This is a genomic window from Bacillus haimaensis (assembly GCF_048270625.1).
Classification (GTDB): domain Bacteria; phylum Bacillota; class Bacilli; order Bacillales; family Bacillaceae_I; genus Sutcliffiella_A; species Sutcliffiella_A haimaensis.
The window spans coordinates 3,106,234-3,119,376 of the sequence record NZ_CP158164.1; the positions used below are offsets into that span (position 1 = coordinate 3,106,234).

Sequence of the window (13,143 nt, forward strand, 5' to 3'; positions counted from 1 at the left end):
AATAATCTTCTTGAAACTTTTTCCCTCTTCATACTCCAGAAACGCTCCTGGAAATTGAATAGGATATTATTTAGAAACATATTCTTTATTTTAAGTGGAATCCTCATTCAAAAAGCTTACTTTATTTTTGAATAAATACAAGTGTCAGTTAGCTTACTACCATCTGAGGATAAATCATCATTTCTTAAGGTTCCTTCTAATTCAAAACCTAGTTTCACTGGAATCGAACGACTTTTATAGTTTGTTGATTCACATCTTATTTCAATCCTTCTAAATTTGAGTTGCAAAAAGCCAAGGTTAGTTAACTCACTTACTGCTTCTGTCATATATCCATTGCCACTAAATTGCGAGTTAATCCAGTATCCAATTTCACATTTAGAAATCTTCCAATTAATTCTGTGAAGGCTAGCAGTTCCAATAAAATCATTAGTACCTTTATGAAAGATAAGATAGCGAAAGCTTTCTCTTTTCAAAAAATCTATATAGGCGTTTCTCAGGAGAATTTCTGTTTCTTCAACAGTAGGAATTGCCTGGAATAAAACCAACCATTGCTTTAACTCATTAATTGAATCCTTAATAGCTTGGTGTACTACATTCCCTTCACCAACTTGTTGTGGTGCTCGAAGAATTAATCTGTCTGTTTCTATTTGTAACGGAACATCTATTAAAATAGGATTCATATAATTCCCCTCTCTCAAACTTTTAGTTAATACCTAATGAAACCTTTTAAATAACCAAACTAAGATAAAGTCTGTTCACCTCTACCAATTTTTTTAAATCAAGATTTAATGCTATCTTACTTTAATAAAAAGGCTTTCTTTATTTTTAAAGAAACTCTCCCTTTACTCTAAGGGCTGACTAAAGTTAAAACCTGTTTTGAACTCCCAATGTTCCGTTAATACGTTTACTTGATCATTTTTACTATAAACAATCCTGAACTCTTTCTTTTCCAATTCATTCTCTAACACTAGAAGTCCATGATGGTAATAATCATACTTAAAACCTGAACTAGGCGGAAATTGAAACTCCCTTGGACTATTATTTATCTTATGGACCACTTCACTAATCTTTTTATTATCCTGAATTACGTATGTCGTTTTTCCCATGGTAATTGTTAATTGAGTGTATTCATCTTTTATTATTTTATAGTTGTATGCATAGTAGATTGTTAATGTTGAAACAACTGAAAACACTAACCCAATAATTAATAATATTTTCTTTTTCTTCATTTTCCGCCCCCTAGGACTCCTTGTTCTCCAGAACATATATGATTGAATCAAATATTCTGCTAAATTAGTGGAACAGAAAAAAATTCATTCCGCATTAATAGAATATCTTTTACCTATTCTCTACTTACAATTAATTCCCTTCTTCCACTAACTCATTTGCTTTCACAATCTGTTTAAAAAACTTTTAAAACTTTTTTCAAAAAAAGTGATCCAGATTTTGATCCGGGGCGTTAGGTAGTTGAAACCAAATCATAAAGGAGTGTTTGTAGATGAAGAAAAATGTGAACTGGAAAAAAGCAATGATTGCCGTACCGTTAAGTGTTGGGTTATTACTACCAGCGTATGGAGTAGCGAATGCAGAGGATCATGGAACGCATGGTGACCATATGACTTCCGTATCAACACCAGCATCTGACCTTCGCGCTTCCCTGGATGCATTACTTTCTGAACATGCATTCCTGGCAGTTGTCGCGATGCAAAAAGGAATTGATGGAGCAGAGGATTTCGAACAGGCAGCTGGTGCATTGAATGAAAACGCTGATGACTTGTCAGCAGCAGTCGGATCCGTATATGGAGATGAAGGCGGAGCTGCATTCAAGGAGATCTGGACCAGCCATATCGGCTACTTCGTCGACTATGTGACAGCGACTGCTGAAGATAATGAAGAAGGAAGACAGGCGGCATTAGCCGAGCTTGATGAATATACAGTGGAACAGGCAGCATTCCTCGACACTGCAACTGAAAGCCGCTTAAAGGCTGCAGAACTTGAAGCAGGATTGAAAATGCACGTGGAACAGCTTGTATGGGCATTTGATAACTACGTAACTGGCGACTTTGATAAAACATATGAGAACCTGAGACATTCTATTGAGCATATGTATGCACCTGGCAAAGGTCTATCTTGGGCAATCACAGATCAGTTCCCGGAAAAGTTCGAGAACACGAGCGTCGATACCCCGGCAGCAGACTTACGCGCTGACTTAAACCACCTATTCTCCGAGCATGCTGCACTGGCAATACTTGCGATGCAAAAGGGTATTGACGGAGCTGGCGACTTTGAAGCATCCGCAGCAGCATTAGGCGGAAACACGACTGACCTTTCTGCAGCAGTAGCATCTGTCTATGGTGAAGAAGGCGGAGCACAATTCGAAGAGATCTGGAGCAGCCATATCGGTTATTTTGTAGACTATGTGGTAGCAACAGCTGAAGAGAACGAAGAAGGTAAAGAAATGGCATTGGCCGAGCTTGAAGAGTACAAAGTGGAACAAGCAGCATTCCTTGAAACAGCAACTGAAGGAAGACTGAAAGCTGAAGACTTGGAAGCTGGATTGCAAATGCATATCGATGAGTTACTAAAGGCATTCAACAGCTATAACGAAGGCGACTATGAAACTGCCTACAACACGATCCGTGAAGCTTATGCGCATATGTTCGGTGTTGGCGAAATGATGTCAGGTGCAATTGTGGACCAATATCCTGACAAATTCGCACACGACATGCCATCCGACATGCCGAACGCCGGTATGGGTGGAGCAGCAACAACTGGCATGAACCCTGCTATCATGTGGAGCATTGCCGGCGTCATCTCTGCTCTAGTAGCCTTGACTGTGATTGCTAGAAGAAAAGCTAGTAACCAACAATAATAGAGTGATAGTTGAGAGAGGGTCCTCCCTCTCTTTCTATTATCCAAAAAGGAGTCGCTAACCATGAAGCACCTTATCATCCTATCCACCATGCTTCTACTACTTGCCGGATGCTCATCCGCAAACGATACTGCGAACAACGCGAATCAAAAAGAAACCCAAAAAACCGAGACTGCCACCACAGAAGCGGCTGCACCGGAAAGAGAAAGAACAGCCATCCCCACCCGCACCCCCTCCACCAATGAGAACGGGAAAGTAGTCAAAGAAGAACGTAACATCATCGAACCACACCGCATCGTCATCCCGGCTATCGGCGTCGATGCAACCGTCGAACAAGTAGGCGTCATCGAAAATGGCCAAATGGGCGTACCCGAATCCTTCGAAACCGTCGGCTGGTACAGCGAAGGACCCATGCCAGGCGAACGCGGCAACACCGTCATCTCCGGCCACGTCGACAGCAGAAACGGACCGGCTGTTTTCTTTGAGTTAAAGAATCTGGAGCCAGGGGATGAAATTCAAGTGTTAAACAAAGAAGGAGATTCCCTTACTTATGTAGTGGATCGGATTGAGACCTATGGGGAAGGCGAAGCGCCGGTGGATGCAATTTTTGATTATTCGTTTCAGAGTAATTTGAATTTGATTACATGTACTGGGACATTTGATCGGAGTGTGCGGGAGTATTCGGATCGGTTGGTGGTTTATAGTAGTTTGAAGAAGTGAGGAAAGCCGCTTTCCCTGATGGGAGGCGGCTTTTCAATTTGAATCTTTTTATATTCGCAAATGGTTATACATCTTCCAACGAGAAAAATCTTCTTTATTCATTTATTTTGCCACAAAGTTCCAGGGGCTTACTCACCCACTAGACCATCACCATCTCGATCGTCCATATATTTATAGAGCCAATGATCACTCGTTATTGGCATACTGAAACCTGCTTCTTTTGCTTCTTTGATTGTCACCTTGCCATTACCGTTTGTATCAACACTGGAAATATCTCCGTCTGTGTCTGAAGTAGTGGAATCAGTTGGCCCACTGTTTGTTAAACCGAGTTCTGCGTTTACTTCATCAGGGTTCACATTGTCAAATCTATCAATGATCCTGTTACCCATTAAAGTGTAGGTATACTGATAACTTGAAGGAATCTGCGTTTCCGTATCCGGATATGTGATAATTGCTTCAAAATTGGTGGCCCCACCTGCTTTACGGATCACTTCTTCCATATAAGCTTGATCACCATGTCGGTTGAGGGCACTATCTTGTGGGGTAATATTATAAGCATTCGATACCCCTCCGAGAGAATCAGCAATGATATGTCCTTCATCTAAAACGTCACTTTCGACACCAGGAACCTTTGCCTCATCAGAGTAGTATCTGCCAGACGATAATACAGGTTCGTTCTGGTCATCTTGTATAATGATTTCATCAGCAATGACACGTACCAGTTGCCCATATTCATTAGTGAATGCCCAATATTCACGGTCCCCATAACCAATGTCAACAACGACGTTAGGTTCACGATATCCAGACAAATCACCACCATCAACTTCAATAAGTGTGTATCCTGCGAACAATTCATCATTGGGTTGAGTTGGTGTTTCCTCTACTTCTGGTTCCTCAACAACCGTAGTGACAGCTTCTTCTTTTTCACTATTATCATCTGTGTTAACTGTGGTTACAGCTTGTGAGTCTATTTCTCCATCTGTATTGGATGCATCTTCTACGTTGGTACAACCAACCATCATGATGGCCGATAACAGTAACATTAAATAGTTCATTTTCTTTTTCATTTTGACTCCCCTATTGTAATTTCATGTTGTTCATTCTAAAAATCACGATTATTTCATTTTAACGAGATTAGTAGATTCTTATCAACTATCATTATATTCCAATAAACAGGATTTATTACTTTATTTTTCTAGTACTTTCGACTCAAATTCACATTGGGAATCTCAATTAAATAAAAAATAATCCCAACTCATTATTTGAGAAGGGATTATTCATCATACAGTACTATCTTTCACAAGCAAAATTATCTTTATCTCTATCCATTTTAGGTTGATAGGCTGGATGATCAGAAGCTACGCCATTTGGATATTTCTTTCTTAGTTCCGTACAATTGGCAAAGTGTTCTGATTCAGCTGCAGCTGCTTCTGCTTCCGCCTTCGCTTTGGCTTCTGCTTCTGCCTTCGTTTTGGCTTCTGCCTCTGCTTTCGCTTTGGCTTCTGCCTCTGCCTTTGCTTTAGCCTCTGCTTCTGCCTTCGCTTTAGCCTCTGCTTCTGCCTTATCTTTGGCTTCTTCATCCGCCTTCGCTTTGGCTTCTGCTTCTGCCTTTGCTTTAGCCTCTGCTTCTGCCTTCGCTTTAGCCTCTGCTTCTGCCTTCGCTTTGGCCTCTGCTTCCGCCTTCGCTTTGGCTTCTGCTTCTGCCTTCGCTTTAGCTTCCTCTTCTGCCTCTTCCTTGTCCTCAGAAACCTGATCCTCATTCTTATCCTCTGCTTTTGAGGTATTCGAACTTTCAGATGAACAAGCCACTAAACTCAAAATTAATAATAATGCAAATAACCCTACTAAATACTTTTTCAACTCAATAACCCCCATAATATTTTTTCTTTGGAAGCAGGGGACGTTCTCTGCTTCCTCACTCCTCCGAGCATATTCAAATAGCTATTCGTTCAATTCACCCGACTGCCATTGATAATTCCTCACAAGCATTCCGTTTGATTTGATCATGCCGAACTTATCGTAAAATGGTACTACTTCATCATCGCAACATAGATCAATCATGTAGATATGATCTAGCTCCTTTAGCATCCGCTTTACTAGCTCCTTGCCGATGCCTTGATTTTTATACTCCGGCAATACTTCAAGGAACGGAATATATGCAGACAAAACGCCATCGCTAATCGCCGTTATAAAGCCTATGACTTGATTCGCATCCTCATCTAGTGCCAGAACCACTTTACTGCTATTCTTCAAAAGCTTTAAGTGCGCTTCGGCATTTGGAGGCTTCGGCCAACCCACAAAAAAACCCTTCAGCATATTCGCAATAATCTCATCAGTACTATTTGTATATCTCATCCTATATCCACTCCTAATCCTTGTTTTCATTATTAGGCAGGTGATATATCAAAATATAGTAGCAAAACCATAACCTCCAAACAGATGGAATATTAAAAGAGATTCGACATGGTAAAGGAATTTCCTTTCTGAAAGCGAAGGGAAATAAGTAAAAATAAGAAGAGAACCACCCTATTATTAACGCAAATTCTTTATTTAAAAAGAGACATGCCGCATATGCATGTCTCTCTTTCTATGTTAATCATCTTTTTCAACAATATGTTTAAGGATTGACAATTTGTTATTCCAAAACTGCTCATAATAAGATAACCATTGTTTTACTTCTGTTAGCGGTTCTGGATGCAATTGATAAATCTTTTCTCGGCCAACCTTTTTACCACTGACTAAATTAGCTTCTGAGAGAATATGAAGATGTTTTGCTATGGCTGTGCGACTAATCGGAAAATGAGATGTTATTTCTGAAATTGCTAAATCTTTGTTAGCAAGCAATCCGAGAACTTCTCTTCTTGTTGGGTCAGCAATAGCTTGAAATACATCATGCTTTACTGCCGTCACTTATCCTTCCACAACCTTTTTAAGTCGTTCATTAACAATCTCCACCCAACCATAATTCATTCTCTCACGAATTACAGAACTCTTTTCGTTTGCTTTTGGAAGAACTGTATCTGGAGATTTCCAGCCACCATGTATTAATGTAAATTCTGTCTTTTCGCCCAGGTCTTTTAAAAGAAAAGAAACTACCCATCCATCTGTATCCCATGAGAAGGAAATTTTGTTTGGTTCATCCACTTCTAATACTTTACACGGAGATGGACCAAATGGGGATTGTACATGGAATTCATGTCCTTCTCTAGCTTCAAAATCATTAGGCATAAACCATAACGCTATACCTTCAGAAGTTGAGACCGTAGCCCATACTTTTTGTATAGGTGCTTCAAATATAACTGTTTGCTTAATATCCTGTAATGTCTCCATTCAAATTTCTCCTTTTCCGCTCAAATACGAAACCATTTGGTTTCGTATTTGAGTATATAACACCTTTTGGTTTCATGTCAACAAACCGCGGCCGAAAAGGGTTTCTCATCTTCATATAGAATATTTACTTATAACCATTTATATTGTCATTACATCAGATACGGAGTTGGTCTTATGGGAAAATTAATGCCTCTTCGCGGTACGCAGCTTTATGTCGAGGAGTTTGGAGAAAATAACGAGGAAGCGTTGTTATATTTGCACGGAGGTCCAGGTGCGAGCTGCCTTGATTTTTGTTATGAGCAGGTGAAGTTGTTAGGGGAAAAACTTAGAGTCATAGCATTTGATCAGCGTGGCGTGCTTCGTTCCGGTGCGATCAAGGAAGATACGGATTTTGGTTTACATGATATTATTGCAGACTGCGAGGCTTTAAGGGAGCAGTTAGGCATTGAGGCTTGGACCGTCCTAGGCCACTCCTTTGGGGGATATATTGCACTGAAGTATGCACACGAACATCCTCGTTCTGTGAAAAAGGTAATCTATGAGGCGCCAACCTTTGATTTAGGGTTATCTAGTAAATCCATGATTAAACGAGCCCTCCTACTATTGGATACTGAACACGAGTATAACCGTTACATCCAACAGGATTCCTATACTACCAAGGAGCTTTGGCATGCAATAGGTAAGGTTTATCAGGAATTAGGAGAAGAAAAAAAGGATTCTATCTATCTAAAATCGTTCGAGCCACATGAGTTAAATAGTATCTACGAAGAGGCCCAACTTCCGTCTGAATTATGGGGTCGCTCACAAAAATACACCCAAAAGCTTGAAGAAGAAGGCATGATTTTCGAAAGCCTTCTTCCAATCATTCCATTAGTAAGGCAACCTTCCCTACTTTTACACGGAAAATTTGATCCGGTCTTATGTGAACAGCAGAAAGAATATTTCATGGAGAACGCTCCCGCAAGTAAAACCGTTGTATTCGAACACAGCGCACACTTTCCCCGTTTAGAGGAGCCGCAAAAGTATCAGGACGAAGTGGCGAGTTTTGTATTAGAAACAGTTCCCAGTCAATAAGAAACACCACATTTCAAAGGAGGAAAAACAAAGAACCGCGTAAATATCATTACACTCGGCACTAAAGACATCGTAAAATCACATCAGTTTTACAAGGAGTTAGGCTTTGAAACATCTGTCAGAGGACCAGAATCTGCTCCGGCCATTATCTTTTTTAAAAATGAAGGTACACGGATTGCGCTTTATCCAATAGATGAATTAGCGAAAGATGTGAATGAACAACAACCTCCCGACATTGGAAGAGGTTTTCCTGGAATCACTCTGGCATATAATACAAAATCCATAGATGAAGTGGTCGAAGTCATGAAGAAAGCGGAGTTAGCAGGAGCAATCATCCAGAAAAAGCCGCAGATAACGGACTGGGGCGGCTATAGTGGATACTTTACCGACCTTGACGGCTACTATTGGGAAGTTGCTTATGGGGAAGCCTGGGAGTTTGATGAATCGAATATGTTAGTGATTGAGGATGTGTAAAATGAAAGCTACAGGTGATGACCTGTAGCTTTCATTTTGTTTCTAAAAGCATGGATGAATTAATTATAGAAAAAATAAGACAAAAAAGGGGTGAATGTAGTTGATTTCTTCATCATTAGAGTATGGAGAATATTTTTCTAACGTCTGAATTGTTACAGTGGCTTCACCAAATTTAGAAGGTCCACCACTATGCTTACTATCTCCTTCTGATAGCTATGAAGATTTTAATCATTGCTTCCTTTACCAACAAAAAAGGAGAAAGGAATGTTAAAAACATCCCTTCCTCCTCAATGGTCTGAAACGTAAGCTTCTTATTGCGCAGCTTCTAATCCCATCTCATTTAAATAATATTCTAGATCCTTTTTACCAATTGTTTCTTTCAGTGGCTTTCCTTTTGGTGCATCAGGTCCTTTAGTCAAGAAGTTCTTTTCAATGAAACGGACGTCTTTCTCGTCCACTGTACCATCTTGATTGACATCAAATGTCGGAACATCAGGGTTTTGTTTACCGTAATATTTAACAATATCGCGAACATCTTTTATGTCGATCATACTGTCGTTGTTTACATCTCCTGCAGGGTTTACCTTGTACCCGGCGTTAACATATCTTCCCAGATTCTCACCGTTCAATTCGAAACCAGTGATAACAGGTGTATAGGTCTTCAAATGCCCAGGCACTTCCACTACGACATTGTATGTTTCCCGTGAAGCAGGAACCCCTGTAATTTGATACTTTCCATTAAGTGCGATCGTACCTTCATATTTTTCACCATCTGGTGATAACGCATATACCTTTGCTCCAATAGTTTGAGCTACACCAATTGGTAAATTAGGTTTTAGGAATGCTTCCGGTCTGATATTTCCTTGAATATCTGCATGTTCACTAACGAAATCAAATTCGGATGTACTGTAATACGGAAGGTTCACTGCTTGTTCTTCACCCGATTTCATATAAGTGGATGTTGTGACTTCCAATTTATCAAATCCGTAATACCAGTTATCGGCTGTTACCTTAAAGGTCACATCCACTAATGGCATGTCCCCACTAAAACCGTCATACCCCTCACCGTCCAGCATTGCGCCAACTGTAACAGTATCATAATAGCTGCTATCTTTCACAACTGGCTCTAAAAGCGAAACTTGAAGCCCATTATCCTGTGCATAGTTTTTGAACTCTTCATTTAACTCCGCAGATTCAAAAGAATACATTTCCCCTTTATATTGAACCGTATATTCCCCGGAAACGAGATTCTTTACGTTGTTCAAGCTAAGGGTCATTGTAAATGTATCACCCAGTTTCACTTCTTCCTTGCTGTAATCCGAAGTTAAGTACTCCGTTCCTTCTTGTAAGAAGATATATCTTTGGTAATTAACATTCGCGGCAATGTCAGTGGCTGCAAGACTTAATCGTAATGGTCCGTTTGCAATGTCGGAAGGCTCAATGCCAAAATAAGTATCTCCATTGGAATCAGCCGGCGGGAAACAACAATTGAAGTACTCACGACTTCCGGTTGCAATTAAAAATTTATTGGATGATTGATCATAGTCCATCCCTTTTGATTGTAAGACATCCACTGTTTCATCCTGTACATTTCCGTGGATAAAGAACGCTTTCTGCCCATTCTCCTCTGAATACATCTCTTCACTGATTTCATATACATCAGGAGCTTTATCAAATGTCACCTGAGGTTTTGTATTGTCAATGATGACAGGTGTGTCGATTGAATACGTTTTCCCCTCTTCGTCATAACCTATGAACTCAAGATCATAATCCCCTTCAGGCAAGTCCATAATCTGTTCAGAAATCGGATTTTCTTTATCACCTGTAAATGGATACACATTTCCTGTGAAGACACCTGGAATGTAATACCTGACGTCAGCTTTTGCTGATGGTTCTGAAAGAGAAGCTATTAAACCAATCGCGTTACCTGATTGACCATCTTTCACCAGAATATCAATCCTGTTTAAGGGGCTTTTCATTTGAAATGCTGCGCTCATCATCGGATTATAATACTGCCATTTTGGCGTATTGTTCGCGAGTGCCGGTCTATCCGTTTCAAGGTATTCAAATCCCTTTTCCGTCAATCGGACAGCGAATGGAACCTGGTACGTTTCGCTGTTATCATTTGCATTCGTCAAATGGATGTACCCTTCATAACGTCCTTCTTCTGCATTTTCAGGGACAGTGATAGTAGGTGTAATTGTTTCCTCTGTGTCGCTGGAAACAATAAGACTAGCTGGAACATCCAAGCGGATTCCATTTTCCTCTGCATCCTTTATACCTGTTCGTTCGCCATGATATTCCACTTCAATATTGAATGACTTGTTGTCTTCTCCGTTATTTTCAATGACCATTTCACTGCTGGCTTCAACAGTAACTCCTGTTTTGTAATGGCTTCCGAAGTTGATCGATGCCGTCTTATCTTCAATCTCGACTACTTCACCATTTTCATTTAGATTTTTTGTTTTACCTAACACCTTGATAGATACATCGGCATGAACCGCCTCATAAGCATTTATACGTCCGGCTCCCTGTTCAAATACAGATACGTCACCATTTAAATCTTCGGCTGTATTCATCAATGCAGCTTTTATATCAAATGGGCTAGCATCTGGATTTTCTTGAAGCATGAGAGCTGCCACACCTGCGACGTGAGGAGTTGCCATGGACGTCCCTTGTAAACGTGCGTATGCCGCTGTGTAGTCCACTCCTTCTTCCGGACTATTGATAAATTCAGGAATGGTTGAGAAGATCGCTACCCCAGGTGCCACAACATCCGGTTTAATATCATAGCTGCCAGCAACTGGTCCTCTAGAACTGAAGCCTGCAAGGTTGTCTCCCTCAGTTTGAACGCTTGCTAAATCGCCAAATGTTATGTCCGTGTTATCTCCTATCTCTTTCAAACGCTCTCCATCCGCTTTTGTCATACGGAAGGTTGGGATATACTCTACTCCTTCTCCTAAATAAGCCGGAATGTTTCCATCTGTATTATTGTAGATAATGACCGCTTCTGCACCTGCTTCTTTCGCATGTTTGATTTTATCCACAAAGGTAATTTCCCCGCGTTGAATCAGAGCGATTTTACCTGATAAGTCTTTCCCTTCAAAATCAGCAGCATATCCAAGACCCGCAAAAACCAACTGCTTGGACTGGCCTTCAAGAGCTGCTAAGTCATCTGAAAAATTCTTCCCCATTAATAAAACATTCTCAAATGCTTCTCCATTGGCACTCAGGGACTCAAAGGAAGCGATATCCATGGCAAAGTCACTTGCCCCAACTGTAATCCCTAACGTAGCTGCACCTGGAGATCCGAGTGTTCCTTCATTCGGGCCGCTGTTGCCTGCCGCGACAACTGCCACCACTCCTTGCAGCATGGCGTTATTAACTGCTACAGAAGTTGGATATAAAGGATTATTCGTTGAAGCACCAAGTGAAAGGTTGATGACATCCATTTGATCGTCAATTGATTTTTCAATAGCTGCAAGGATACCTGATGTTGCACCGGAACCATAAGGTCCAAGGACACGATAGCCATACAATTCTACATCAGGGGCTACACCTTTTACGGCATAATCGACACCGTTCTTCTGACCCCCGGCGATCGTTCCTGATACATGTGTTCCGTGCTCGGTATAGTAAGCGGATCCCGAGGCAGGATGTCTTTCAGGCAGACCCGAATTTTTCCAGTCTTCGTAAGTTGCTTCCATTGGATCATTATCGTTATCGACGAAATCATATCCACCTTTATATACATCTTTTAGATCAGGGTGATTGTAATCAATCCCTGTGTCCAGTACCCCCACCTTGATGCCTTTACCTGTCAGGTTTTCAGCATGAAGCTTGTCCACATTAATTTGAGGAATGCTATCCATCATTTTAGATGGAGAGGCTGACGCTTCCATATCCGGAAGTTCAAGCTGAACTGTCTCATCCTTCCAAACCCGTTTAACGACTCCGGAATCTAGTAAGCTCTCAATCTCGTTACCTGGAATGGACATCGCTACACCATTGATGGCCGAACGATATTCTTTCGTAATTTTTGCTTCTTTCAATTGCGGACTTGCGTCTCTCTTGTTTTTCATAGAATTAAAGCTCTCTTTAAACTTATTGTGAGCTTTCTCTACCTTAACAGCCGCTTCATTTGCAGTAGTACGGATTCCTTTTGCCGCTTGCTTCATCACTTCCACTTTAGCTGGTGCTTGATGGAACTCTACAATTACATCGACGAGCCCTTCGCTCTGTGTATTGATATTCGGAGCGATGTCAAATTGTGGTGTTGCTTGAATTTCTTTAATTGCTTTTCTTTGTTCTTCTGAAAGATTCATTAATACGTTTTTAACATCTTTGATCTCCGTAAACCCGGGTGCATTTGGCGTACCTTCCGCCATAACATTCATCGGAATACCTGATGTGCCCAAAAGACTCATCGCCAGCGCAATAGTCAAAACTTTTCCAGAACTTTTCTTCTTCATCATTTCGCCCCTCTTTCGTTTATCAAAGCTGCTATCTATCTCTACTTAAAATTGTATAGGCGAAATAGAATTCTGTTAATTGGGAAAATTCATTACAATATTCGACGTAATTTTATAAAAATGCTCGCTAATTGTTGTATTTCCGGATGTTCAAGGTAGGAACCAAAATTAAAGTTGGGAAAGTTTTTCATAGAACAGTCA

At 40.6% G+C, this 13,143-nt stretch carries 11 protein-coding genes and 1 pseudogene; 4 read left to right on the plus strand and 8 right to left on the minus strand.

Annotation, left to right across the window (positions count from 1 at the left end):
* Positions 1–116: 116 nt before the first annotated feature.
* Positions 117–680, minus strand: a complete 564-nt coding sequence (locus tag ABN702_RS15890; RefSeq protein ID WP_417897752.1) for a GNAT family N-acetyltransferase — start codon at positions 678–680, stop codon at positions 117–119.
* 162 nt (positions 681–842) lie between these two features.
* Positions 843–1,229 carry a hypothetical protein gene (locus ABN702_RS15895; protein WP_417897753.1) on the minus strand — a complete coding sequence of 129 codons (387 nt, stop codon included), beginning with the start codon at positions 1,227–1,229 and terminating at the stop codon, positions 843–845.
* 281 nt (positions 1,230–1,510) lie between these two features.
* Here ABN702_RS15895 and ABN702_RS15900 point away from each other — a divergent pair, with 281 nt between their 5' ends.
* Complete coding sequence (locus tag ABN702_RS15900) at positions 1,511–2,872, plus strand: copper amine oxidase (protein WP_417900935.1); 1,362 nt, start codon at positions 1,511–1,513, stop codon at positions 2,870–2,872.
* Positions 2,873–2,935: 63 nt separating this feature from the next.
* Positions 2,936–3,592 (plus strand): sortase domain-bontaining protein, encoded by a 657-nt coding sequence (locus ABN702_RS15905; protein ID WP_417897754.1) that lies wholly within the window; start codon positions 2,936–2,938, stop codon positions 3,590–3,592.
* A gap of 128 nt (positions 3,593–3,720) precedes the next feature.
* Here the strand turns inward: ABN702_RS15905 and ABN702_RS15910 are convergent, their stop codons facing one another.
* The 5 genes and pseudogenes from ABN702_RS15910 to ABN702_RS15930 form a co-directional block, all read right to left on the minus strand.
* Complete coding sequence (locus ABN702_RS15910; protein ID WP_417897755.1) at positions 3,721–4,659, minus strand: DNA/RNA non-specific endonuclease; 939 nt, start codon at positions 4,657–4,659, stop codon at positions 3,721–3,723.
* 223 nt (positions 4,660–4,882) lie between these two features.
* Positions 4,883–5,002: pseudogene (locus ABN702_RS15915) on the minus strand (excalibur calcium-binding domain-containing protein); the annotation flags it as partial.
* Between the two features lie 531 nt (positions 5,003–5,533).
* Complete coding sequence (locus ABN702_RS15920) at positions 5,534–5,947, minus strand: GNAT family N-acetyltransferase (RefSeq protein ID WP_417897756.1); 414 nt, start codon at positions 5,945–5,947, stop codon at positions 5,534–5,536.
* Positions 5,948–6,184: 237 nt separating this feature from the next.
* Positions 6,185–6,502, minus strand: a complete 318-nt coding sequence (locus tag ABN702_RS15925) for an ArsR/SmtB family transcription factor (RefSeq protein WP_417897757.1) — start codon at positions 6,500–6,502, stop codon at positions 6,185–6,187.
* A complete protein-coding gene (locus tag ABN702_RS15930) occupies positions 6,503–6,922 on the minus strand; it encodes an SRPBCC family protein (RefSeq protein WP_417897758.1) in 420 nt (139 codons plus the stop codon). It lies immediately after the preceding gene.
* A 174-nt stretch (positions 6,923–7,096) separates the two neighbouring features.
* Here ABN702_RS15930 and ABN702_RS15935 point away from each other — a divergent pair, with 174 nt between their 5' ends.
* Together ABN702_RS15935 and ABN702_RS15940 are read left to right on the plus strand one after the other, a co-directional pair.
* On the plus strand, positions 7,097–7,996 hold the full coding sequence (locus ABN702_RS15935) for an alpha/beta fold hydrolase (RefSeq protein WP_417897759.1): 900 nt from the start codon (positions 7,097–7,099) through the stop codon (positions 7,994–7,996).
* 45 nt (positions 7,997–8,041) lie between these two features.
* The gene (locus ABN702_RS15940; protein WP_417900936.1) at positions 8,042–8,470 is read left to right on the plus strand and encodes a VOC family protein; all 429 of its coding nucleotides are present in this window, start codon (positions 8,042–8,044) and stop codon (positions 8,468–8,470) included.
* A gap of 311 nt (positions 8,471–8,781) precedes the next feature.
* Here ABN702_RS15940 and ABN702_RS15945 read toward each other — a convergent pair whose 3' ends face one another.
* Complete coding sequence (locus ABN702_RS15945; RefSeq protein WP_417900937.1) at positions 8,782–12,942, minus strand: S8 family serine peptidase; 4,161 nt, start codon at positions 12,940–12,942, stop codon at positions 8,782–8,784.
* Positions 12,943–13,143: the final 201 nt, after the last annotated feature.